The organism is Rhizobium nepotum 39/7, from assembly GCF_000949865.1.
In the GTDB taxonomy this organism is placed as follows: domain Bacteria; phylum Pseudomonadota; class Alphaproteobacteria; order Rhizobiales; family Rhizobiaceae; genus Agrobacterium; species Agrobacterium nepotum.
The window spans coordinates 120,443-144,351 of record NZ_JWJH01000013.1; the positions used below are offsets into that span (position 1 = coordinate 120,443).

Sequence of the window (23,909 nt, forward strand, 5' to 3'; positions counted from 1 at the left end):
TCGGGAAACATGTATTGCTCTCATTTTGCGGAACCGTCAGATGAAACGTTTCTGGACCGCCCTCAGCGTTCTTGCCATCGCAGCCGCCGGCGCGTGGCATTTTAAAGATCGCCTGCCGCTGGATCAAATTCCCTATCTCAAACAGTTCGCCAGCGTTTCGCCACAGGCGGAAACGGCAGATGGATCCGCCGGCAAAAAGGAACAACCGTCGCAAAACGGTCAATCCGCCCAGCGAACAGGACAAAGACAAGGCAGCGGGCGGCGCAATGGCGGACCGCCTACCGTCAGCACCGTCGCGGTCGGCAAGGCAACGTTGCCGCTGGACGCTACGGCGACGGGATGGGCGGTTGCCGCCGACATCACCAATATTGCGCCGCTTCAGGTCGGTCTCGTCACGGAAATCTCGGCGAAGGACGGTCAGCATATCAAGGCGGGCGATCTGATCCTCAAGATGGATGACCGCATCGCCCGCGCAGCCGTCGACAAGGACAAGGCCAATATCGCCGCCGATCAGGCGACGCTGGAACAAACGGAGGCCGCCCTCCAGCGTGCCGCCAATCTCGTCAAGCAGAGCGCAGAGTCCCAGCAGGTGCTGGATCAGGCAAGGGCAGCACGGGACAGCGCCGCCGCGAAGATCGATGCCGACAAGGCAGCACTCGCTTCCGACCAGGTGACGCTCGAACATATGGAGATCCGCGCGCCTTTCGACGGGCGGCTCGGCGATATCACCGTCAGCCCAGGCGCTTATCTCAGCGCTGGCGTCAACATCGTAACGATCACGAAATACGATCCCATCTCGGTCAGTTTCCGCCTGTCGCAGCGTTACCTGCCGCAATTGCGCGAAGGCGTCCAGAAGGACACGGCGGTGGATGTCGATACGGCGGCGACGGGCGGCGAACCCATGAGCGGCGTGCTGCGGTTTTACGACAACACCGTGGACCAGACGTCCGGCACCGTGCTGGCGAAAGCGGAATTCAAGAACGATCGCGGCCTTTTGTGGCCCGGCCAGTCCGTCAACGTCACGGCCCATTTCGTCTCCGACAAGGAGATGGTCGTCGTACCGACGGTCGCAGTGCGGCCGGGACCGAAGGGCAATTTCGTCTATTCGGTCGATGACAACCACCGCGTCCATATGACGACAGTGGAAGTCGCCCGCTCGAACGGCGATCTCACCGCCATTTCAAGCGGCCTGTCCGGCGGCGAGCATGTGATCGTCGAAGGCCAGTCGGAACTTGCCGACGGTCAGCAAGTGATCGAGCAGTTCTCCGATAAGGGCGGCGCGGCCGGCAATCTGGCCGCCAATATTCCGCAGCAGGAACAGGTTGGTAGCCCATGATCCCGAATTTCTGCATCAACCGGCCCGTAGCCACCACCCTTCTCGCCATCGGGCTTGTGCTCGCCGGGTTTGCCGGTTTCAGCCTGCTGCCGGTCGCCGCCCTGCCGAAAGTCGATTTCCCGACGATCAACGTCTCATCGGCATTGTCCGGTGCGTCACCGCAAACCATGGCCACATCAGTCACCACACCGCTGGTGAAGCAGTTCGAGACCATTCCGGGCGTCAGCGAAATCAGCGCCACCAACACGCTGGGCAACAGCTCCATCGTGCTGCAATTCGATCTCAACCGTAACATCGACGCGGCAGCGGCCGATGTTCAGGCCGCGATCTCGCGCGCGCAGCGGCAATTGCCGAGCAACATGACGACGACGCCGAGCTACCGAAAAACCAACCCGGCCGATGCGCCGGTGCTGTTGCTTGCTATCAACAGCAAGGAAATGCCGACCAGCAAGGTGGACGAAATCGCCGAGAATATCATCTCGCCGCTTCTGTCGACCATTTCCGGCGTCGCGCAGGTGAGCATCTACGGCGCGCAGACCTACGCCGTGCGTATCGGTCTCGATCCGTCACAGCTCCAGGCAAGAGGGCTCGGCGTCGATACCGTCACGACCGCCATCGCGCAGGCGAACAATCAGGTGCCGGTGGGCGCGATGCAGAACGACAATCAGCGCCTGACGATCGAGGCCGATACCCAGCGCACCGATGCGACGGCCTTCCGCTCGCTGGTCGTGGCGACGAGCAACGGCGCTCCCATCCATCTCGGCGATATCGCCAACGTCACCGACAGCATCGACAACCCCAATGCCGGCAGCTGGTTTGACGGCGAACAGGCGATCGTCCTTGCCGTGCAGCGCCAGCCGGACGCCAACACGGTGGACGTGGTGGATGCCATCAAGGCCAAGCTGCCGGCGCTTCACCAGCAATTGCCGCCCTCGGTCAATATCCACGTCATGAACGATGCCTCGACCGCGATCAAGGACGCGATATCCGACGTGCAGTTCACGCTGCTCCTTACGATCGGGCTGGTGGTTGCGGTCATTTATCTCTTCACCGGGCATCTGACGGCGACCATCATTCCGGGCCTTGCCGTGCCGCTTTCACTCATCACCGCCTTCGGCGCCATGTATGTTCTGGGCTACAGTATCGATAACATCTCGCTGCTAGGGCTGACATTGTCGGTCGGGCTTGTGGTGGACGATGCGATCGTCATGCTGGAAAACATCCTGCGACTGCACGAAAAAGGCCTGACGATGCGCGAGGCGGCCCTTCAGGGTGCGGCGGAAGTCAGCGGCACCATTCTGTCCATGTCCGTCTCGCTGGTCGCGGTGTTCATTCCCATTCTGTTGATGGGCGGAGTGGTCGGCAGGCTCTTCAACGAATTCGGCATGGTCGTTACGCTGGCGATCATGGCGTCGGCGCTGGTTTCGCTGACCGTTACGCCGATGCTCGCCTCGCGCCTCTCCGGCCATTCCTCCAGACCGCCGGCCATCATCCGCTGGTTCGACGCCGGCTTTGAGCGCACGCTTCACCTCTATGGCAAGGCCGTCGGCTGGTGTCTTTCCCATCGTCGCGTGGTTCTCGTCTCGTTTCTGGCCTCGATTGCAGCCTCGCTCTATCTGTTCGAGACCCTGCCCTCCAGCTTCTTCCCGCAGGAAGATATCGGTCGTCTTTCCGTGTCAACGCAGGCGCGCGAAGACATTTCCTATACCGCAATGCGTGATCTTCAGGCGCAGGTGGCCGATCAGATCCGCAAGAACCCGGCCGTGGTGCATGTCACTTCCACCGTCGGCGGCAATTCCCGCAATCCGCTGAATAATGGCTCGATGTTCGTCGAACTGAAACCCAAGGAGGAGCGCGCGCCGCTCAGCCAGGTGCTGGCGGAACTGGGGCAGGCTACATCGAAAGTGGCCGGCATCCGCACCTATATCAATCCGCAGCAGAGCCTGCGTTTCGGTGGGCGCAGCTCCGCCAGCCAGTACCAGCTCGTCGTTCAGGGCCTGAATGCCGACACCACCAATGAATGGTCGAACAAGCTGATGGAGGCGATGCGCCGCGACCACACATTCACCTCCGTCACCTCCGACGCCCAGAACGGTGCGATCGCCGCGACGATCTCGGTCGATCCGGAAAAGGCCGCCGCTTTCGGCATCACCAACGATCAACTGCGTAAGACGCTGGAGATGTCGTTCGGCGGTTATACGGCGGCGCAAATCCAGTCGACCGGCGACAGTTACGACGTGATCGTGGAGTTCGACAGCTCCAAGCAATGGAATGACAATTTCCTGAGCGACATCAATATTCTCTCGGCAAAATCGGGTGTTCTGGTTCCGCTTTCCAACTTCGCCTCCCTCACCCGTACGCAGGCGCCGGTCACCATCAACCAGACGGGTCAGCTCGTTTCCACCACGGTCTCCTTCAACCTGCCGGACGGCGTGGCGCTTTCGGATGCGACCAGCCGCATCGACCAGATCAAGAGCGCCATAGGGCTGCCGCAGGACGTGTTCACCAGCTATGGCGGCACGGCGGCGATCTTCCAGCAGAGCCAGGGCAATACCGGCATTCTCATTCTGGCGGCGGTGCTGACCATCTATGTGGTTCTTGGCGTGCTTTATGAAAGCTTCGTCCACCCGCTGACCATTCTTTCCGGCCTGCCGGCGGCGGCTTTCGGCGCACTGGTGGCGTTGAAGGTGATGGGCATGGACTTCTCGATCATCGCGCTCATCGGCCTTCTGATGCTGATCGGCATCGTCAAGAAAAACGCGATCATGATGATCGACGTGGCGGTGGAGCTGATCCGCGAACAGAACGAACCGCCCGCCCGGGCCATTCACGAGGCCTGTGTGCGCCGTTTCCGGCCGATCATGATGACGACCTTCTGCGCGCTGCTGGGCGCCCTGCCCATCGCGCTCGGCTCCGGCGCCAGCTCGGAATTGCGCCAGCCGCTCGGCGTCGCAGTCGTCGGCGGGCTCATCGTCTCGCAATTGCTGACGCTGTTCATCACCCCGGTGATCTTCGTGGAAATGGATCGTTTCGGCAAGTTCCTCGCCGGGCTGTTTTCACGCAAGAAATCAGCCGAACAACACGCCGAACCGCAAAAAACGGAAGGCGCCAGCGAACCCGATTCCGTCGCTGCCTAGCGCGGCTGAAACGGGGTCGCTGTACACGCGCTGGTGTCAGCGAGCGGTAGCTGAAAGCGGCAGGGCATGGCTCATTGCTTCGAAAACCGGCCGAAGGCACCGCCCGAAAAACACAAGGGGTCGCCATCTCGATGGGCGGCCCGCAGCACTTCACCGATAATGATCGTGTGATCGCCAGCGTCATGCGCCGCTGCCTGGCGGCATTCGAACCGTGCCAGCGTGCCGGGAATGACGGGAACGCCCTCGTCGTTGATTTCCCAGTCGAGATCGTCAAAGGCGCGACCGTTGCGGGTGAAGCGGGCGCTCAGCACATCCTGATCGGCGCTCAGCACATGGATGGCGAAATGGGTTGCGTCGCTGAAGGCCGGGTATCGAGACGAACTCTTGGCGGGTGACCACAGCACGAGCGGCGGATCGAGCGACACGGACGCGAAGCTGTTGACCGTCATGCCGATCGGGCCATTTGGCGTGGCGGCCGTCACCACCGTTACGCCGGTGGTGAAAGCGCCAAGCGCGTTACGAAAGCTGCGGCTGTTTTCGCCGCCGGGAACGAATACATGTTCATTCGGCGTTTTGACTGCTTCGGCGACTGACATCAGGGGACCTCACTTCCGATTGCAAGTGTGTAAAGTTCAAACCATGTCTGGCGGTCTATCGTTACGCGCATCGCGTCCGCTGCGGTCTTGATGCGTTGCAGATTGTTGGTGCCGAGCACCGGCAGGATCTTTGCCGGGTGCCGCAATAGCCAGGCAATGGCAACGGCGGTGGCGTCGACGCCCTGCTCCCTGCCGATGCGTTCCAGTGCTGCCGTTGTAGCGCCATGGGCGCCGGAAAACAGCGAACCGCCGCCAAGCGGTGACCATGCCATGGGCGACACATGCTTTTCCTGAAGGAAGGCAAGATCGCCGTTGGTGAAGCTATCCGTTGCAAGAAGGCTCATTTCGATCTGGTTCGTCGCCAGCCTGCTGGTCATGGCAGATTGCAGCAGAGAAAAATCCCATGGGCGGAAGTTCGAAACACCCACGGCCCGGACCTTGCCGGATGTCACCAGCGCATCCAGCGCCCTGCCCGTTTCCTCGGCATCTATCAGTGGATCGGGACGGTGGATCAACAGCAGGTCGACGTAATCTGTACCCATGTCGCGAAGCGACGCTTCGACCGATTTATTGATGTGGTCAGCCGTCGTGTCGTAATGCTTGACGCGGGCGGAGGAATGACGCCCGGCAGGTGCAACGATGCCGCACTTCGTCACGATTTCAATTTTGCCGCGGAGCGAAGGCGCAGTCTTCAGCCCCGAACCCAGAATGGCTTCAGCCGTGTATCCGCCGTAGATATCGGCCTGGTCCATCGTGGTGATGCCCTGCGCCAGGCATGCTTCGATCTTGGCCTGCACATGGGCGGGCGAAGTGTCGGCATCGTCGCCGATGCGCCACATGCCGTAAACGACGCGGCTGAGTTCCAGTGTTTCAGAAAGAGCGATACGTTCCATCAGTGGCGTTCCCCGTTGCCGAGCGGCGTGGCAGGTGTTTCAGAAGGCACCCGGCCATAGGCGTGCGGCAGGGAGCAGGTTTTCATCTGCGGCAGGACCTTGGTGCCGAAGTGTTCAGCCTCGTCGAGATGCGGATAACCGGAAAGGATGAAGGCGCGAATACCCATCTTCTGGTATTCTTCCAGCGCCGAAAGGACCTTGTCGGTGGAGCCGACAAGCGCCGCGCCGCAGCCGGACCGCGCCCGGCCAATACCGGTCCACAGATTGGGTTCGACATAACCGAATTTGTCAGCGAGTTCACGGGCACGCGCCTGATGCGACACACCCAATGAGCCGCTGTCATGCGCGCGGTTGCGGATCAGTTGCCCATATTCGTCATCGAGCTTCGAGACAAGATGCTCGGCATATTCCCGCGCTTCCTGCTCGGTATCGCGCACGACCATATGGACCCGCAGGCCGTAATCCAGCGTACGGCCATGGGCTGCGGCTCGCTCATGGGCGGCGCGCATGCGGTCGGCAAGCTGGTCTTTCGTCTCCGGCCACATCAGATAGACGTCGCATTGCGCGCCGCACAGCTCCAGCGCATCGGGAGAATAACCGCCGAAATAGAGCAGCGGACCACCATTCTGCTGGTAAGGCCGCGCCGGCTCGGTAGAGACACCCTTGAACTGGTAGATTTCACCATCGTGATCGATAGTGTCGCGCGTCCAGGCTTGGCGGAGAATCTGCACGACCTCGTGGCTGCGCCTGTAGCGAAATGCGCTGTCGGCCACCTCTCCGGGAAAATCGGAGCTGATGACGTTGAGCGTCAGGCGGCCCTTCAGCATGTGATCGAGCGTCGCCACCGTGCGCGCCAGCATGATCGGCTGCATTTCGCCGCAACGGATCGCCGCGAGGAAATTGATACGGTCGCTGATCGGAGCGCAACCCGCCACGAAGCTCAGCGTGTCCTGCCCGACCTGATAGGACGAGGGGCAGAGAATGTTGCGGAAACCGAGATCCTCGGCCTTTTTGACGATATCGGAGCAATGTTCGAAGCTGGAGCGCAGGCTGCCATCCGGCACGCCCAGATAGGCGTAGTCATCGGAACACAGGGCGGAAAACCAGGAGACCTCGGCAGCATCGAGATCAGCAGATGTAACGGGTACGACGGTCATGCAATTCCTCCTCAAGGCCGCTCTCGTTTTTCTTGCATAACATCAAGAAATATGTAAATCAATGATGTATCAATTTTTTTTTGTTTCGCGGAGGGACGGCACCATGAAACACACGGGCGGCAGCCTGCCTATGTATTTGCAGATCGCAGAAATGCTGGTGCGCGAAGTCGCTGCGGGCCGGCTGATAGATGGTGAAAAGCTCGCGCCAGAACGGGATATGGCAGCCGATCTCGGCATAGCTGTCGGCACGCTCCGCAAGGCGCTTGCGGAATTGCAGGAGCGCGGACTGCTGGAGCGCGTACAGGGTTCCGGCAATTACATCCGGGCGGTCAGCGATCCGCAAAGCGTCTACGCCTTCTTCCGGCTCGAGATGATAGAGGGCGGCGGCCTGCCAACGGCGGAGGTACTGGATGTTGCCCGCCTCGCCAAGCCATCCACCCTGCCCACCTTTGGCACCTCGGCAGAAGGCCACCGCATCCGCCGCCTGAGGCGTATCGCCGGGAAACCGGCGGCAATCGAGGAAATCTGGCTCGACGGCTCCTATGTCGATACGATCACCGTCGAGAACCTGTCGGAATCGCTCTATCTCTATTATCGCACCCGCCTCAATCTCTGGATATCGAAGGCCGAAGACCGCATCGACCTGGGGGAAGTGCCGGAGTGGGCGCCTGTACCATTCGGCCAGAAACCCGGCGCATCGGTGCCACGCGTCCTTCGCCTGAGCCAGGGGCAGGACGGAGCCGTGGCTGAAGTCTCATGGACATGGTTCGACCATACCGTCGCGAGGTACGTTTCACGCATACGTTGAGAGCGCATCGAATTCGCGTGATCCACATGGGCGCAGAAAATTGATGGCAGGCAAGGAAGCAGCAACCTGCGGCGCAGAGAATTTTGTTAAAATATTTCTGTGAATCAAAGCTTTGCCGGTTTTTGATTTCTGTCAGAAATAAAATTGATACACCATTGATTTCCTTTTGACGAAAGGTAATATCACGAGCCTAGGGAGACAGGCGTTTCGCCGTCCCACGATATCGCCGCACGATCGGGATGATTTTTTCGAAAAGCGATGCGTGGATTTGAAGGTTGATGCCGGTTTGCGTTCATCCGATTTCGGGCGCGCCGGACGTGAGGAGGAAAAAATGGCTTCAGTCAGCCTGCGCAAGCTGGACAAGAGTTACGGTGCCCTGCGCATCGTCAAGGGTATCGACCTTGAAATCAACGATGGTGAATTCGTGGTTTTCGTTGGCCCGTCCGGCTGCGGCAAATCCACGACGCTGCGAATGGTCGCCGGGCTGGAAAGCATCAGTGGCGGCGAAGTGATGATCGGCGACCGGGTCGTCAACAAACTGCCGCCGCGCGAGCGTGACATCGCCATGGTATTTCAGGACTATGCGCTTTACCCGCACAAGACAGTGCGTGAAAACATGGGCTTCAGCCTGAAGGTCCGCGGCGTCAGCGCCTCGCAGGCTAATGCCAGCATCGAAGAGGCGGCGAATATGCTGGGCATCGGCCATCTGCTGGACCGTCGTCCGGGCCAGCTTTCCGGAGGTCAGCGCCAGCGCGTGGCTATGGGTCGCGCCATCGTGCGCCGCCCCCAGGTGTTCCTGTTCGATGAACCCCTCTCCAACCTCGACGCGAAGCTGCGCGGACAGGTTCGCACGGAAATCAAGCGCCTGCACCAGCAGCTTGGCACCACCATCATCTACGTCACGCATGATCAGGTGGAGGCAATGACGCTGGCTGACCGCATCGTCATCCTGCGCGGCGGCGATATCGAGCAGGTCGGCACCCCCGATGAGGTCTACAATCGCCCGGAAAGCGTGTTCGTCGGCGGTTTCGTCGGTGCGCCCGCCATGAATTTCGCCCGCGCGAGAGTGAACGGCGACAGGCTCACATTTACGGACGGCAATTCTCTTCCGTTGGCGGCCGTCAGGCCGTCCCGCGAAACGGCGCTCGATGGACGGGAGGTCATCGTCGGCATTCGCCCTGAACATTTCGGTCCAGCTGGGGGATTTGACACACAGCTCTCCGTCAAGGTGCAGGTGGTGGAGCCGCTGGGTTCGGACACGCTGGTGCATTTCACTCTGGGTGATGCAGCGTTGACGGCCAGAATGCCGCCAGAGATGAAACCGGCACCGAACGAGGAATTGAAGATCGGCCTCGACCCATCGAAGGTCCACCTGTTCGACGCGACGACGGAACGCTCCATTCAGTGACAGATCGGGCCACCGCAGGCCCGGCTTCAAGATTTCAATAACGGGAGGAAAATATGAAATTCAAAGCCCTTACGGGAGCGGCGCTCTGCGCGACGATGCTCAGCTTTTCGGGACAGGCCTTTGCCGACTCCGAACTCAAAATCTTCGTTTCCAGCCAGCATCAGCCCGACGTCTGGCGCAAGGCGCTCGATCAATATGAAGCGAAGACGCCCGGTGTGAAAGTCTTGATCGAGACCGGCGGCAATACGTCCGAAATGCAGGCGCAATATCTCAACACGGTGATGTCCGCCAAGGATTCGAGCCTTGACGTACTGATGCTCGACGTCATCCGTCCGGCACAATTCGCAACCGCCGGCTGGACCAGCGATTTCTCCGGGAAGGATTTGTCTGCCTACCTGCCGACCTATGCAGAAGCGAACACTGTGGACGGCAAGATCGTGGCCCTGCCCGCCTTTGCCGACTCCATGTTCCTCTACTACCGCAAGGACCTGCTGGACAAATACGGCATTCAGCCGCCAACCACCTGGGACGAGCTGAAGGAAGCGTCCAAGAAGGTCATGGAAGGCGAAAAGAACCCCGAGCTTCAGGGCTTGTCCTTCCAGGGCAAGGCAATTGAGGGCGCCGTCTGCACCTTCCTGCTGCCCTACTGGAGCGAAGGCAAGTCGCTGGTTGAAAACGGCAAGCTGAATTTCGACAATCAGGCGGCCGTGGATTCGCTGAAGCTCTGGAAGAGCTTCGTCGACGAAGGTATTTCCAAGAAGAACATTTCCGAAGTGGCGACCGACGACACGCGCAAGGAATTCCAAGCGGGCAAGGTTCTCTTCGCCGTCAACTGGTCCTACGCCTGGACCCATTTTCAGGGCAAGGAATCCCAGGTGAACGACAAGGTCGGTGTCGCCCGCCTGCCGGCCGTCAAGGGCGGAGAGCAGACGACGTGCCTTGGCGGCTGGGAATTCGGCGTTTCCGCCTACTCCAAGCAGCAGGACGAAGCCAAGAAACTGGTGGAATATCTGTCCAGCCAGGACGTTTCCAAGTTCATGGCTATCAACGCCGCGCTACTGCCCACCTATGCCTCGCTCTACAAGGATGCTGATGTGACCAAGTCCATTCCGTGGTTTGCGGATGCGCTTCCGGTCGTTGAAACGGCAAAGGCCCGCCCGGTTACGCCGCGTTACAACGAGGTCAGCGAAACGATCCGCACAACCGTCAACGGCGTGCTTGCGGGCGTGATGTCGCCGGAAGACGGCGCAAAGCAGATGGAAAGCCGTCTGCGCCGCGTGCTGCGCTAAGTCTGTGGCCGGAGGCAGCATGCACGCCATACCGCCTCCGGCCTGTTGGCCGAACCAATGAAAATCGCCTGAACGGCACGACAAGCGGGCCGGAGACAAACCGGTCCGATCGGGAGAAAATGACGTGAATCCAGTTGCGGGAGTGGCAGACGTGACGATGCCGGAAAGATCGATGGTCAGGGTGGACGAGAAGCCGCAGCCGCGCTGGACGCGGTGGCTCGATCTCGGCGACCGTTCGCTCGCCGTGGTGCTTCTGGCGCCTGCCGCCATTCTTCTTTCGCTCATCATCGTCTATCCGGTGGCGCGGCTGGTCTATACGTCGTTTTTCAGTCTTTCGCTGACATCAGGCCTGCCGGCAGAATTCATCGGTTTTGAAAACTATACGGCGATGTTCGATGATCCGATCTTTTGGGAAACGACCTGGAATACGGTGCTGATAACGCTGATAACAGTGCCGGGGGCGCTGTTCATGGGCCTTGGTCTTGCCCTTCTCGCCAACCTGCCATTCTCCATGCAGTGGCCGATGCGGCTGTCGCTGCTCATCCCGTGGGCGCTGCCGCTGTCGTTTGCGGGCCTCATCTTCGCATGGTTTTTCCATTACGAATACGGTGTGGTGAACGATGTGCTGAACCGGCTGGGCTTTGAAGGCATCATCTGGTTCAACTCACCGAACTGGGCCTTTGCGGCCATCTGCCTCACCATCATCTGGAAGACATCTTCCTTCATGGCGCTGATGATCCTCGCCGGGCTGCAGACAATCCCCCGCTCGCTTTATGAAGCCGCGGATGTGGATGGCGCCGGGAAGGTGCGGCAGTTCTTCGAAATTACCCTGCCGCTGCTCAAGCCCGCGATCGTCGTCGCCCTCATCTTCCGTACCATCACGGCGTTGCAGACCTTTGATATTCCATACATGATGACCGGCGGCGGACCCGGCACGTCAACCACCACGCTCGCCATGTACATTCACCAGAACACCGTTTCTTTCCTCGATCTCGGTTACGGTTCGGCGCTGGCTGTCATGATGTTTGCGCTCTCCATGTGCGTCACCGCCGTTTATCTCCGCATCATCCGGACGAAGGACTGATCCCATGAGCACCGTTGCCAACTCCAGTCTGTCGTCCATCTTTTCCGGCAAGCCATTGCGTTTCATTGCGGCCTCCATCCTGCTCGTAAACGGCCTGTTTCCGGCAATCTGGATTCTGTTCACCTCGCTGAAAACCGAAGCGGAGCTGACGGTCAAGCCGATCACGTGGTTTCCACATGCGCCGACGCTTGCCAATTACATGCAGGCCTTTTCCGACCAGCCGCTGCATCTCTTCCTGTTCAACAGCTTCATGGTGGCGCTGCTTTCCACGGCGCTCACCATTCTGATTTCGGTGCTGGCAGCCTATGCGCTGGCGCGGCTCGATCTCAAATACCGGGCGCTGATACTCTCGCTCATCATCGCCGTTTCCACCTTCCCGCTGGTTACGCTGCTGGTGCCGCTGTTCGAAATCATGCGTGCGCTGAACCTGCTCAATAGCTGGACCGCCCTTATCCTGCCTTACACCGTGCTCTCCCTGCCGGTCTGCACGCTGATGCTGGTGTCCTTTTTCGAGAGCATTCCGCGCGATCTGGAAAACGCCGCCATGATCGATGGCTGCACCCGCATCGGCGCGCTGTTCAAGGTGGTGGTGCCGCTCTGCGCGCCGGGCGTCTTCACCGCCGGTATTCTCGCTTTCGTGAATGCGTGGGACGAATTCCTGCTGGCGCTTTCTTTCAATTCCAATCCCGCACTTCGCACCCTGCCGGTCGGCATTCAGCTTTATCAGGGCGAGTTCGCTTTCCCCTGGCCGGTCATCTCGGCGGCGCTGGTTGTCGGCATCGTGCCGGTCGCAATCCTGATCGTCATCTTTCAGGAGCGGGTTGTCTCCGGTCTCACCGCTGGCGGTCTCAAGGGTTAAACAGGGAAAAGTCATGCACTTCGAAAAGACCAGCAACGGCTTCACGCTCGCGATCGGCGGCCGCGCCATCCTTTCTCATTCGCCCGAAAACCCAGCCTTCTTTGCCGGTTTCGGCAAGGAACGAATGGATATGTACCGTGGCAATTTCGATATCGAGGACTATGTCGTCGAACGAACTGCGCTGCGCCACGCCGAAGTCAGTGGCGACAGCGTCATACTGTCTTCCGCACCTAGCCAGGAACCGCGCCTTCATCTGACGCTGGATGGAAATGCCATCCGGTTCACGGCACTGGACGAGACCATCAACCGCCTGTGGCTGCGGGTCGTCGCGGATAAGGACGAGCATGTCTGGGGCGGCGGCGAGCAGATGTCCTATTTCGACATACGCGGCCGCCGTTTTCCGCTTTGGACTTCGGAGCCCGGGGTCGGCCGCGACAAGACCGCCGAAATCACCTTCAAGGCCGACATCAGCGGCAAGGCGGGCGGAGATTATTACAACACCAATTACCCGCAGCCCACCTGGCTGTCGTCACGCAAATACGCGCTGCATGTGGAAACGAGCGCCTATTCGGTTTTCGATTTCCGTAATGGCGATTTCCACGAAGTCGAGATCTGGGCGATCCCCGAGCGGATCGAGCTTTTCGTCGGCGAACATTTCACCGATATTGTTTCCGCCCTTTCGCTACGGTTCGGACGCCAGCCGGAACTGCCGGACTGGGTCTATAGTGGCGCCATCATCGGATTAAAGGACGGCGCCAACTCCTTCGCGCGGCTGGAGAAAATCCGTGCCGCCGGAACCAGGGTCTCAGGCCTTTGGTGCGAGGACTGGGTGGGGCTTCGCCAGACGTCCTTCGGCGCGCGGCTATTCTGGGACTGGCAGGCCAACGAGACCCGTTATCCGCATCTGCGCCAGAAGATTGCCGAGCTTGCCGATCAGGGCATTCGATTTCTCGGCTACGTGAACCCCTATCTCTGTGTCGATGGCCCGCTCTTTCCCGTGGCCGAGAAGGCCGGCTATTTCGCCACCGGCGCGGATGGCAAGACGGCGCTCGTCGATTTCGGCGAGTTCGATTGCGGCGTGGTGGATTTCACCAATCCGGCGGCGGCGGACTGGTTTGCCGAAGAGATCATCGGCAAGAACATGCTGGATTTCGGCCTTTCCGGCTGGATGGCCGATTTCGGCGAATATCTGCCAATCGACATCACTTTGTCGAATGGCATCGACGCCAAACTGATGCACAATGCCTGGCCGACACTCTGGGCCGAAGTCAACGCAAAAGCCGTGGAAAGCCGCGGTAAAACCGGCGAGGCGCTGTTCTTCATGCGGGCGGGCTTTACCGGCGTGCAGGCCCATTGCCCGCTACTATGGGGCGGCGACCAGTCGGTCGATTTTTCCCGCCATGACGGCCTCGTCTCCGTCATCTGCGGTGCGCTGTCTTCCGGCCTTTTGGGCAACGCCTATCACCACTCCGATATCGGCGGTTATACCAGCCTGTTCGGCAATGTCAGAACGCCGGAACTCATCATGCGCTGGGCGGAAATGGCCGCCTTTACTCCAGTCATGCGCACGCATGAGGGCAACCGCCCCCGCGACAATCTCCAGATTGACCAGGACGAGACGGTGCTTGGCCATTTTGCCCGCATGACGGCGACCTATGTCGCGCTCGCCCCCTATCTGAAATCGCTCTCCACCGAGGCGGCCGAAACCGGCCTGCCGGTGCAGCGCCCGCTTTTCCTGCATTACGAAAACGACCGGCAAACCTATGCCATTCAGGACAGCTATCTCTACGGGGCCGACATGCTGGTCGCACCCGTGTGGAACGCAGGGGAAACGCAGCGCATGCTTTACCTTCCGGGCAATGGCGAATGGGTGCATCTTTGGAGTGGCGCGCGGCATTTTGGCGGGCACGAGATCACTGTGGAGGCTCCGATCGGCCAACCGGCTGTGTTCTATCGCGCTGAAACGCCCTTTGCTGCGCTATTTGAACAGTTTCGCAATTTTGCTTGAAGCATTACCTTCCGGCCATTTCCAAAATAAACGCCGCAAATATTGCGGCGTTCAACGGATGATTTAACAGGCTCCGCCAAGCGGCCATCAGCCCGTCAGGCGTGGTGATGTGATGGCTTTCTTGAACAGGACTGTCATCGCGTCGCTGATGCCCTGAGAGGGGCTGACCTCGAAAAACAGGCCGGGGGAAGCGCAGCTCTGCATGCGCGAGCCGATTTCCGACTGAAAGGGCAAAATCCAGCTATTGTACCAGTCATTCGTCAGCAGCGGCAGATAGGTGGTATAGAGCACTGCGATACGAAAGCCTTTCTCCTTCAGCTTCGTACAGGATCTGACGTCGATCGGCTCCTGACAGCGCCCGCTCGTCAATTTTTTCGTGCAGGAGGAAGGCTTGTAGCTATCGCCCACACCATCCGAAACGAAAAAAATCACCTTTTCCGGGTTCGCCGAGCTGGCGCCCGTGCCCGAGGTGCCGACCTTGTCGCCGATCTGGGCCAATGCCCGATCGAAGTCGGTCTGCTGGTCGTTATTGTATCCCTGATAGGGAATGGACATCAGGTCGATTTCGCCCGCTTTTTTCTTCGCGGTCTCCAGATCCGAAGTCAGCGGAACAACCTCAAGCAGCTTCGTGTCTTCCGCCCGCTCCCCGAAGGTGTAGACAGCCATGCGATATTGATTGCTGCTTTTGCGCGTGGATTTCGCCGTGTCCATTAGGCTGGCGGTTGCTTTGGCAACTACGTCGATGCGTGTGGTGACCCCAAGGCTCTTTGCCCTAAAGTAGTAGCTGCTCGCGTCCGCCACACCATTTTTCACGATATGACAGGCAAAGGCGCATCGATCGCTTGTATTCGCAACCAGCTTGGCGACATCCAGGGGTGTGGCGCCCACTCCCATGGAGGGCGTATTATCCAGCAGAAGATAGAAATCGCTGAAGGTTTCCGTTTCGTATTTGGCTGTGGCCGTACCGCCAACCGAGACAAAATCCTTTCCCAGAAGCCCGGACAGCGTCGTGTTGACGGACGCCCTGAAGCTCACGGATGACTCGACCACATTGCCGTGCTTGATGACCGATACATCGACAGACGTAAGGCTGTAGTCTGCATTTCCCCGCTGGTTGTCATCGAAGAACGCCCGGGCCTCTTCATTGCCGACGGGAATGATACCATCCCCGGACATCTTCTTTGCCGCCTGAATACTTGCGGACGTATCTGCAACGGCCGCCAACGCCGCGGAATCCGCGGCCTGCTGCAAATCGGCTTTGGCCGACATGCCCCGCGAGATATCGAGAGCCACACCGGCAGCACCGCACAGGGGCACCAAGAGCAACGCGGTAAGAATACCAAAATTTCCCGATTTTTCTTGCCAGAAGTTTTTCAAACTCGCCCCCACCCATTCAGGAAGCGGAAGCTAATACAGCGGAATTGAAAAGCGGTTTCAATAGATAACTAATTTTTGATAAACTTATATAAAAGATAACTAATATATTCGCGACGAACCGGCCCGCCTCCGCATTGAAGTTCAAAGTTGACATTACTTCAAAACCCTCCTAGCAAATCAGTCTCTTCCGAGGGGAGCACTGCACAGTGCTGAGATGGCGATGAGCCGGACCCTTGAACCTGATCCGGGTGACGCTCACAACTGTTTTTGTTGATTTTTCAGCGTTTTTTGGGACACACTATTAGCAATTCCATTAGCAATTTACGCGGTAATCGCGTCTTTATCTCTCTTCTCCGGGACAATTTAGGGCTACGGTTGCTCACCCAAAATGACCGGCGCAAGCGCTTCTAACTCTGCGCTGGGATCAAAGCCAATGACCCGAGCAATCCTCACATACTCAATCACATCAACACGCCGTTCGTAGCTTTCGAGATGCGCTACCCAAGGCTGTGTCTGCCCGAGTGCTTTAGCTACGTCTTCTTGCTTTAGCCCTGCCGCTTTCCGCTTATCGATAATGAGGTCGATGAGAGCGCGATGACCTTTAGACCAGATCGTTTTTTGCAAGAAAAAGCCCTCTTTGGTTGAAAGGGCTCTTTAAGTATATGGAAAAATCCGATATGGAAAAATTCCATATTCAAGAGTGATCGCGTGGTGGGAAAACGCGAGCGAACACGCCTACGACTGGTTGAATTTAAGGGACTAAAAGAGGGCTAAGTGAAATCAGACAGTTTATGGAAAACATGCGAAGACTGCGGAAAGCAGTTTTCGGTGAAGGCGAACTCGTGTCCGCAGTGCGGTAAGGGTGGCAGGCGTTTTTCGAGATTGAAGTGGTTTGGCGGCAGTTTCGCCGCATTGGTGATTGCCACTGCAATTTTTGGTTCGGGTGAATCAGAGAAAGGCGCTGCTGCTGGCAACGGTACTAACGCTGTTCCTGCGTCAGCCGTCAAATCCAGCGCCGCGCCTTTGCCAGAACAGCAGACGAACTTCATAGCGGCGATCAACGATTACAAAACCCGTTTTGAATCTGCTGGAAACGAGCTTCAGCAAAGTGTTCTGCGAGACGAACGCCGTATTGCGATCTTGAAAGTGGTGGGTGGACAGCTTCACGCGGAAGGCTGGTTAGGCACACTTCGCAAGCTGGAAACCAACGGCGATGGTAATGCGGTCGTCGTCGTTCGCGTCGCACCAACCATCGATCTGGCGACGTGGAATAACGCGATGTCCGATGTCCTGCATTCGACTCTGATCGAAAAAGGAACTTCGCTTTACGCCGCTCTCGTGAACATGTCGGCTGGCGACAAGGTGAAGGTTTCCGGCAACTTCATCCGCGCTGAAGCGGACGGTTTATTTGAGCAAAGCATCACCATTCGCGGCGCGATGACCGCCCCTGAGTTTCTTTTCAAATTTACCGAAATATCAAAGCACTAGGAGAGTTCTACATGGCGCTTATCAGTTGCCCGGAATGCAATAACAACGTCAGTGACGCGGCATTTAAATGCCCATCGTGCGGTACACAACTCCGCAAGCCAAAGCGCGGTTTTTTTGGCAAGCTTTTCAAATGGTCGTTCATCGGCTTCAACGCCCTGATGCTGCTTTGGGCTGTGGCAGGCTTTAACGCTGCGACAAAAGATATGGGGACGCTTACGGGTGCGGAGCAAACCGGAGCCGCAATCGGAACCGGGATTGGCATGGCAATGGTGCTGACTGTCTGGGTATTGGGTTCAATAATTCTTGGAATGTTTGTGTTATTCACAAGACCAAAAGTTGCGTAATTTGCGAATATCGAAGGCGAATATCTCGCCTTTTTATTTTTACACTTTAATATATCGGTGGATAGCTGATGCTTGCGAAACTGTGTGGCATTTCATTTCTTGCTGTTGTCGCATCGGCAATTACCGCCAATGCTGCCTGTCTCAACGAAGCAGATATTCATCGCCAGAATGCGGATTTGAAATCCCATTCAGAGAATGTCGGGCATAAAGATGGCAGCATCGTTTCCATCTATCGACAAAAAGGCAGCACACGCTTTGTCGAGGTCGTGCGTCAAAACCGTTGTATTATTACTGTCAAAATCCTGAGCGCTGACGAGTTGGATCGAAAATACGATCTCATGGCATCGCTCTGGGACGAGCGCGCCATTGCTCAGGAAGAAGCTCTCGATAATGAGGGAATGGCTGAAGGCGACGATACCGATCTGCCCTTCCCAGCAATGGATCAATTTCCTGTATCCGGCATCTATTCAGGTCCGATCCGACTTCCCGATTTCAAAGGGAGGGATCGCGACTTCGCAACCTTTCGCACTCGCATTTCCAACGGCATGAAGGCGGGGGTTAATTTCTCAGGACAGTACGCGATTACGCAAATCGGCTGCGGGTCGAGTTGTTCGATAGCCTTCGTAAGCGATCTCAAAACAGGTCAGCAGTTTCGCTTTCCGTATGGTGGTGAAGAAGCTGGACCCGTGACGCTAAAGCACAGTGCAGACAGTCGGCTTCTGATCGCAACGAGGCGCGATGGGGATCAGTGCGTTCTCGAGTCAATGATCTTTAATGCGGGAACTTGGGAATCGCTGGAAAAGCATTCGATTGGCGATTCAAGCACGATGAACACAAGCTCTTCCGGCTCGCTTCCATGGTCTCTTACGGAGCTACGGGCAAGCATCTGAAAGACCATCTCACAGCTCTGCGCGATATGAAGTTCTTCCTTCGATATGCCAGTCACTGCATTCCAGATACGTTCATCCAATTTCGAAGGGTTGAGCGGGGCAAGATGAAGGCAGACATGACGATCCATAAAGGCATTCAAGCCTACTGGATTGGCTGGCACTATCTCTGAATTGTTGAGGGACCAAGTGAAACTGGACTTCGCTGAAAGCGTCACGAGATGATCAACGGCACCATATTCGGCAAGAAACACACCAGCCGTCGCATCCACGAACTTCTGATACCCAACCTTCTCCAAGCCCGACATCGAAACGTCTTGGTCCAATATATGGCGAAAGGTGATGTTTGCTGCCTTGTGGCTGAAGTCCGCGTATCGTTCACCCTTGATTGACGGATGAGGCACGAAATTTACGAGGTCTTTCCATGCATGATATAGCTTCGTTTGGAAGGAGTTGGCACCCGCGAATGAGACGGTCTTATTGTGGCGCAATGCAGACGGTTGGAGCCAAGCGTAAACATTTAGAATGCCGTCATCTTTGTCTTTTGTTGCCGTTACGTCTTCAATGTTGGCGACAAAATTTTCATATTCTGCCTCTGATACGAGAACCAGATAATCGTCGCTGACGATCCTTTCGCAGAGTTCCCGAATGTGCGGTAAGGCACTAAGCGATGAGACACTTGATGTGCCATTTGCAACGATATCCAGCACCGCTTCTGTTGCAACAAGCTCTACAAAACCTTTGTATTTGGATTTGCGCACCTTTTTGATTATCGATACGATAAATTCTCTGGTCGTTCTGACTTTTTCAGTGAGCTTGAACTTCTCTACTGGATCAAAATATTCATCAACAAACAGATGGCAACCGGCTGTTGCTTCCAGCGGTTTTTTAGCGACATTGTGATTGACAATGGCAACGGCGTTGCGCTTTTGGTTGCAATGCTTGACGAGAGACTGAGTGCAACTTTCATGTCCACGTTGACGGGAAATGACGATTGATTTTACGCCGATTGCAGCAAGGTCTTTATGCTGCTGTTCCGATAGTGGATTTGTCGGAGTGGCGATAATGGCTGGTTCGTACAGCGTCTTAAGATATCGATGTAGACTGTGAGTTTTTCCGGCACCGGGTAGAGCATCGACGTAGTAAATTGTGGGTTTCATTTTCCTTTCCTGAATGGTTTGTTTTGACAATAAAAAAGGACATCGCGACCGGTTCAAAGCGCGATATCCCTTCAAATATTCATTCAGGAATTGGAATGCGTAAAACCGTTTGAAATGACCCTCGGAATAGAAGCCACTGAACCGGTTTCCGTTTTCCTTCAGTATTTAGACAACAAACCTAACGAAACCGTAGATTAATATTACTTTATTTCATGCCAGCGGAAATTTTTTTGCGTAATTTTGGGCGAAATGAACCCGGACACCACTCAAGTAATCAGCTGGATTGAACATCCACCACTCAAGTACCGGAGAGGTGATGGAGGACATGAATATTATACAATTGGAAATCAATTATCTCGGAAAGGAAGATCATATTCAATGATTTCAACCACTTGTTTCACGCGAAGCGGCGAGCCGTAGGCGAGCATTTATGCTTGGTATGAAAACCTCTTATTCCTAGCCATTTCATTTGAAAGAAAGATTATTCAAAACCATATTCGATGGACGCCGTAGGCGGACATGCCGCGAAGCGGAGCATGAATTTTGGTAGGAAATGGATGAATTTGATGAGGTAATATCTTTCATTCCAATTTACAGGAAATCCAATATTTTCTCATGAAAATCAATGAAACTTAGCCAATCATAATATTCGAACTAATCTCCCGCTTCGCGGCATGTCCGCCTACGGCGTCCATCGAATATATCTTTTGAAATGGTTTTAATAAGCTGGATATAATCTATTCCCCACCAATGACGATCAGTTACATGTAACATTTCTTCTTATATATCTAAGAGGATTTGTTACAATTCATTGCGAAGCAATGACGTACTTGAGTGGTGTCCAGTCAACGGATACTTACGCAGTTGCCGCCATCTGGAAATAAAAATGCTCTCAGTTTAAAGACCCAGCAAAACCCTTATTAGTCTTGGATTCTCGCATTTTCCGATTTCTGCGGCGGAGGGCTCGGTGGGAACAAAGGTCTTGGATATGGCTCTCCTATGCGCATCATGTGACCGCTTTATCCATCGGCTCATTGCTACAAAAAAGCGTTGGGTAACGCCACTGGAAGCACAGCAATATTTTATTGGCAAACAAGATTCCGAGCCACGAAATGTTGCTGCCGCTGAGTATTAGGCGGTCTTGATCTATTCATTATAATAGTGATCGCATCGGCTGATCAGAGGACGAGAAGAATCCCACCACGATATGAATGTAACGGTGCAAAACAACACCGGCGCAGACACCGTCGCGATGAGAAGGGTGGCAACAAGGGGTTGCATACAGAATTGTGCAAACGCGCTGTATATAGATGCCGCAAATGAAATCAGCGCGGATATTGAGGAAATTAATATCAGTGTGTGGGCTGCCCTATCCATTCGGGAAAGGAAAATTTGAAATTTTATTCGCAGCGCAGCTACATCTCTGGTTGCAGTTCTGTTATTTTGTGATTCGAGCTCTTCAAGCAATATTCTTGATTTGTTTAGCAATTGGTTAGCTCGCTCTACGAGCAACTGGTAGACTACAGGAAATATAAATCCAACGCCGACAGCGGTACCTAGTAAGCTTTCAAAATTCTTCAAATCGTAACCCGAGCAAACCCCTAATGCCATTTAATCCCGCGATCCTCAATAAAGTTATGGATGTCCGAGGTGTAGATGAGACGAGTCTTTCGGAAACCTTGAAAATTAGCAAGGACCGATTTTCCGAAGCCCTTCGGGGTGACAGAATACCGACGAAAAATCAGATATTCAAAATTTCTTCGCTGCTTGCCGTTCCTGCATATGCGTTTTTTATGCCCGACTTCGATGTTGGTCATTCCGAGATAACAGATTTTCGGACTAGAAAACCAGTAAGGTTTAAGTTCGGGCTCTATGCTGGCAAATTCGAGAGTATATTTCGTCTCCGAGATTATCTAGCTGAGTTGTATACGAGGCTTGATATTGATGCGCCTCAAGAACTGATTTCTGAGCAACCCGATGAAAACCCAGAGCAATTCGCCGCTACTATAGCTAAACTTCTGTCCGTCCATGATCTTCAGAAGAGCAGCAAGACAAAAAAAGACTTCTACAATTTACTTCGCGAAAAAATTGAAGACCTCGGTGTTTTCGTGATGCAGGATCATTATCTACCCGATGAAATCGATGGTGTAGCCTTGTACCACGCCAACTTCTCTTCCAACATGATCTATGTGAACTCTTCCAAGCGTAACCATGGCGCAAAATCTTTTACGTTGGCACACGAGTTGGCTCACATCCTCGGCAAGAGGTCAGCGGTGAGTGACAACTACAAGTCTCGGAATGAAATTGAGAGATTTTGCAACAGATTTGCGGCATCTCTTCTAATTCCACGTGATATGTTTTTCGCTACAGTAGAGCAAAAGAGGCTGACGTTTTCCGATTATAATGAAGCAATCGAATCTGCTAAAGTTATTTCATCTGTATTCAAAACTAGCATCAGCGCTGCGCTCGTCCGAGCAATTGAACTTGGTTTTGCTGAAAATCAATATTACAGCACTTTTGCCACAGGATTTGGATCTCCTGAATTTCCGGATACCTTGAAACCCAAAGGCGGGGGTGGCGGTGAAGAGGGTCCAGAGCCTGGTATTATTGACCTAGCGACGTTCGGGAAAAGGGCGGTCGCGGTTATCAACGAGGCACTCGCCTCCAACAAGACGACTGAATACGAGGTATTTAAAAAGACTGGACTATCCAGACGGCGTATCAGTGGGCTTCAATCAATATCTGCAAAGAAGAAGCTGACGATTGGAAGCAGCAATCTATGAGTTCACTTTTAGAAACCTTTTTGGGGTACCAAATCTCAAGTTCGATAGATGCCACTGGAAAATGTTGTCATAGCGGTGACGCGAACAAGCCGTTTCACATATGTGAAATCGAAGCTGCTGAATTACAACGATTCGATCCCGATGCGTACCGTGCATTGATTGCATACGGCGCGACGGTTGAGAATGTAACAATTGAAGACTTGGATAAAGTCGGCGAGAAGGTTTCTTTATTAGGAGACATGCTCTCCGCACACGGTGATGGTACTAATGAGTTTCTTTACAAATACGCAATGTCTAAGCGAGTAAAGAAGCCCATTTTAATTTCAAAAAACGACCCACATTATTCTTTGCACGTTGAGTGTATCAAGAAATTTAAGAACCCAATGATCGAATTTCCGTAACGGCTCTCGCTCGTTGCGTGCCGACGCCACTTGGAAAACAGTGATCTGACAACGTGGGTTCAACCGACGGAATGCCTCTTCGTCTACGAGACTGGTAGCAGTCAGAATTATTAAGGCTCTAGAAAACCATGTCGGCGCACCTCTTCTGCGCAAGTGGCAAGCTGCACAGCCTTCTTCCTATCTCTTGTGTCATTTGGGTAAACCGTAGCAAGACAATCGCATGAGACACTTTCCGCGTCTTATTAGGGTTGATTTCAGCATTCTGAGACGCTATGACTCACAGATCTAGAACCAAATGATACAAAAGGGCGTCAGATGTCAGTAATATACGGATATGCCAGAGTGTCGTCGGTCGATCAGGACTTGACCCTTCAGGAAGACGCCCTTCGTGCAGCCGGTGCAACGCTCATTCTCAAAGAAAAGAAAAGCGGCACAACGACTGAAGGCAGGGAAGAGCTTTCCAGACTGCTGGATTTTGTTCGGGAAGGTGACACCATCATCATTACCCGTATCGACCGCCTAGCGCGCTCGATAGCCGACCTGTCCGCTATCGTGGACCGCCTGAAAGCCAAAGGCGTTTCACTGAAGGCAACGGAACAGCCAATCGATACCGGCACTCCAGCCGGAAAAGCCTTTCTCCAGATGCTTGGTGTCTTCGCTGAGTTCGAAACAGCCATTCGAAAAGAACGCCAACTGGAGGGAATTGCCAAGGCGAAGAAGGAAGGCGTCTACAAGGGCAGGAAAGCCACTGTTGATGGCGCTAGGATCGCCGAGCTAGTGGCGGTTGGCAAAGGTCCAACCGAGATCGCCAAAACGCTTGGGATCGGTAGAGCTACCGTCTATCGATATCTCGAACCAAATGTGTTTAAGCATGGAATGTTGACCCCACTGGCG

19 protein-coding genes are annotated in these 23,909 nt (G+C 55.4%); 13 read left to right on the top strand and 6 right to left on the bottom strand.

All coding sequences use genetic code 11. From position 1 onward, the window contains the following. Positions 1–40: 40 nt before the first annotated feature. Together RS75_RS15355 and RS75_RS15360 are read left to right on the top strand one after the other, a co-directional pair. The gene (locus RS75_RS15355) at positions 41–1,336 is read left to right on the top strand and encodes an efflux RND transporter periplasmic adaptor subunit (RefSeq protein WP_045021901.1); all 1,296 of its coding nucleotides are present in this window, start codon (positions 41–43) and stop codon (positions 1,334–1,336) included. Next, positions 1,333–4,473 (top strand): efflux RND transporter permease subunit, encoded by a 3,141-nt coding sequence (locus RS75_RS15360; protein WP_045021902.1) that lies wholly within the window; start codon positions 1,333–1,335, stop codon positions 4,471–4,473. The genes RS75_RS15355 and RS75_RS15360 overlap by 4 nt, the downstream gene beginning before the upstream one ends. 71 nt (positions 4,474–4,544) lie before the next feature. On the opposite strand, the gene RS75_RS15365 is transcribed toward RS75_RS15360, so the two are convergent. The 3 genes from RS75_RS15365 to RS75_RS15375 are packed head-to-tail and all read right to left on the bottom strand — an operon-like array spanning position 4,545 to position 7,119. Then, positions 4,545–5,069 carry a flavin reductase family protein gene (locus RS75_RS15365; RefSeq protein ID WP_045021903.1) on the bottom strand — a complete coding sequence of 175 codons (525 nt, stop codon included), beginning with the start codon at positions 5,067–5,069 and terminating at the stop codon, positions 4,545–4,547. Continuing rightward, positions 5,069–5,962 carry an aldo/keto reductase gene (locus tag RS75_RS15370; protein ID WP_045021904.1) on the bottom strand — a complete coding sequence of 298 codons (894 nt, stop codon included), beginning with the start codon at positions 5,960–5,962 and terminating at the stop codon, positions 5,069–5,071. Before RS75_RS15370 ends, RS75_RS15365 begins: the two co-directional genes overlap by 1 nt. Then, entirely contained in the window at positions 5,962–7,119 is a 1,158-nt protein-coding gene (locus RS75_RS15375) for an LLM class flavin-dependent oxidoreductase (RefSeq protein ID WP_045021905.1), read from the bottom strand. Before RS75_RS15375 ends, RS75_RS15370 begins: the two co-directional genes overlap by 1 nt. Before the next feature lie 103 nt (positions 7,120–7,222). Here RS75_RS15375 and RS75_RS15380 point away from each other — a divergent pair, with 103 nt between their 5' ends. The 6 genes from RS75_RS15380 (at position 7,223) to RS75_RS15405 (ending at position 14,575) form a co-directional block, all read left to right on the top strand. Continuing rightward, complete coding sequence (locus RS75_RS15380) at positions 7,223–7,927, top strand: GntR family transcriptional regulator (RefSeq protein ID WP_045021925.1); 705 nt, start codon at positions 7,223–7,225, stop codon at positions 7,925–7,927. 331 nt (positions 7,928–8,258) lie between these two features. Next, positions 8,259–9,335, top strand: a complete 1,077-nt coding sequence (locus RS75_RS15385) for an ABC transporter ATP-binding protein (protein ID WP_045021926.1) — start codon at positions 8,259–8,261, stop codon at positions 9,333–9,335. A gap of 53 nt (positions 9,336–9,388) precedes the next feature. Then, positions 9,389–10,624: an ABC transporter substrate-binding protein gene (locus tag RS75_RS15390; RefSeq protein WP_045021906.1), complete on the top strand. Its 1,236-nt coding sequence runs from the start codon at positions 9,389–9,391 to the stop codon at positions 10,622–10,624. A 172-nt stretch (positions 10,625–10,796) separates the two neighbouring features. Beyond that, positions 10,797–11,708, top strand: coding sequence for a carbohydrate ABC transporter permease (locus tag RS75_RS15395; protein WP_045021907.1), 912 nt, complete (start codon positions 10,797–10,799; stop codon positions 11,706–11,708). 4 nt (positions 11,709–11,712) lie between these two features. After that, positions 11,713–12,567, top strand: a complete 855-nt coding sequence (locus tag RS75_RS15400) for a carbohydrate ABC transporter permease (RefSeq protein WP_045021908.1) — start codon at positions 11,713–11,715, stop codon at positions 12,565–12,567. A gap of 13 nt (positions 12,568–12,580) precedes the next feature. Next, a complete protein-coding gene (locus RS75_RS15405) occupies positions 12,581–14,575 on the top strand; it encodes an alpha-glucosidase (protein ID WP_045021909.1) in 1,995 nt (664 codons plus the stop codon). Positions 14,576–14,662: 87 nt separating this feature from the next. On the opposite strand, the gene RS75_RS15410 is transcribed toward RS75_RS15405, so the two are convergent. Together RS75_RS15410 and RS75_RS15415 are read right to left on the bottom strand one after the other, a co-directional pair. Further along, the gene (locus RS75_RS15410) at positions 14,663–15,952 is read right to left on the bottom strand and encodes a pilus assembly protein TadG-related protein (RefSeq protein WP_045021910.1); all 1,290 of its coding nucleotides are present in this window, start codon (positions 15,950–15,952) and stop codon (positions 14,663–14,665) included. A gap of 369 nt (positions 15,953–16,321) precedes the next feature. Continuing rightward, positions 16,322–16,576, bottom strand: a complete 255-nt coding sequence (locus RS75_RS15415; RefSeq protein WP_045021911.1) for a helix-turn-helix domain-containing protein — start codon at positions 16,574–16,576, stop codon at positions 16,322–16,324. A gap of 150 nt (positions 16,577–16,726) precedes the next feature. Here RS75_RS15415 and RS75_RS15420 point away from each other — a divergent pair, with 150 nt between their 5' ends. After that, positions 16,727–17,440: a hypothetical protein gene (locus RS75_RS15420; RefSeq protein ID WP_152643144.1), complete on the top strand. Its 714-nt coding sequence runs from the start codon at positions 16,727–16,729 to the stop codon at positions 17,438–17,440. A gap of 11 nt (positions 17,441–17,451) precedes the next feature. Further along, a complete protein-coding gene (locus RS75_RS15425) occupies positions 17,452–17,784 on the top strand; it encodes a zinc ribbon domain-containing protein (RefSeq protein WP_045021912.1) in 333 nt (110 codons plus the stop codon). 745 nt (positions 17,785–18,529) lie between these two features. Here RS75_RS15425 and RS75_RS15435 read toward each other — a convergent pair. Next, entirely contained in the window at positions 18,530–19,831 is a 1,302-nt protein-coding gene (locus RS75_RS15435) for a hypothetical protein (protein WP_045021914.1), read from the bottom strand. A gap of 1,604 nt (positions 19,832–21,435) precedes the next feature. Between RS75_RS15435 and RS75_RS15445 the strand changes: the two genes are divergently transcribed. The 3 genes from RS75_RS15445 to RS75_RS15455 form a co-directional block, all read left to right on the top strand. Continuing rightward, a complete protein-coding gene (locus tag RS75_RS15445; RefSeq protein ID WP_045021916.1) occupies positions 21,436–22,614 on the top strand; it encodes an ImmA/IrrE family metallo-endopeptidase in 1,179 nt (392 codons plus the stop codon). Continuing rightward, positions 22,611–23,015, top strand: a complete 405-nt coding sequence (locus tag RS75_RS15450; protein WP_045021917.1) for a hypothetical protein — start codon at positions 22,611–22,613, stop codon at positions 23,013–23,015. The genes RS75_RS15445 and RS75_RS15450 overlap by 4 nt, the downstream gene beginning before the upstream one ends. Positions 23,016–23,330: 315 nt before the next feature. Continuing rightward, positions 23,331–23,909: recombinase family protein (locus RS75_RS15455; RefSeq protein ID WP_084686949.1), on the top strand; the 579-nt coding region annotated here is incomplete at its 3' end.

Excerpts from the sequence above, each read along its gene's own strand:
- RS75_RS15445 (WP_045021916.1), top strand. The coding sequence starts at position 21,436 with ATGCCATTTAATCCCGCGATCCTCAATAAAGTTATGGATGTCCGAGGT.
- RS75_RS15360 (WP_045021902.1), top strand. The coding sequence starts at position 1,333 with ATGATCCCGAATTTCTGCATCAACCGGCCCGTAGCCACCACCCTTCTC.
- RS75_RS15375 (WP_045021905.1), bottom strand. The coding sequence starts at position 7,119 with ATGACCGTCGTACCCGTTACATCTGCTGATCTCGATGCTGCCGAGGTC.
- RS75_RS15395 (WP_045021907.1), top strand. The coding sequence starts at position 10,797 with ATGGTCAGGGTGGACGAGAAGCCGCAGCCGCGCTGGACGCGGTGGCTC.
- RS75_RS15425 (WP_045021912.1), top strand. The coding sequence starts at position 17,452 with ATGGCGCTTATCAGTTGCCCGGAATGCAATAACAACGTCAGTGACGCG.
- RS75_RS15390 (WP_045021906.1), top strand. The coding sequence starts at position 9,389 with ATGAAATTCAAAGCCCTTACGGGAGCGGCGCTCTGCGCGACGATGCTC.
- RS75_RS15400 (WP_045021908.1), top strand. The coding sequence starts at position 11,713 with ATGAGCACCGTTGCCAACTCCAGTCTGTCGTCCATCTTTTCCGGCAAG.
- RS75_RS15355 (WP_045021901.1), top strand. The coding sequence starts at position 41 with ATGAAACGTTTCTGGACCGCCCTCAGCGTTCTTGCCATCGCAGCCGCC.
- RS75_RS15450 (WP_045021917.1), top strand. The coding sequence starts at position 22,611 with ATGAGTTCACTTTTAGAAACCTTTTTGGGGTACCAAATCTCAAGTTCG.
- RS75_RS15380 (WP_045021925.1), top strand. The coding sequence starts at position 7,223 with ATGAAACACACGGGCGGCAGCCTGCCTATGTATTTGCAGATCGCAGAA.
- RS75_RS15370 (WP_045021904.1), bottom strand. The coding sequence starts at position 5,962 with ATGGAACGTATCGCTCTTTCTGAAACACTGGAACTCAGCCGCGTCGTT.
- RS75_RS15435 (WP_045021914.1), bottom strand. The coding sequence starts at position 19,831 with ATGAAACCCACAATTTACTACGTCGATGCTCTACCCGGTGCCGGAAAA.
- RS75_RS15405 (WP_045021909.1), top strand. The coding sequence starts at position 12,581 with ATGCACTTCGAAAAGACCAGCAACGGCTTCACGCTCGCGATCGGCGGC.
- RS75_RS15365 (WP_045021903.1), bottom strand. The coding sequence starts at position 5,069 with ATGTCAGTCGCCGAAGCAGTCAAAACGCCGAATGAACATGTATTCGTT.
- RS75_RS15385 (WP_045021926.1), top strand. The coding sequence starts at position 8,259 with ATGGCTTCAGTCAGCCTGCGCAAGCTGGACAAGAGTTACGGTGCCCTG.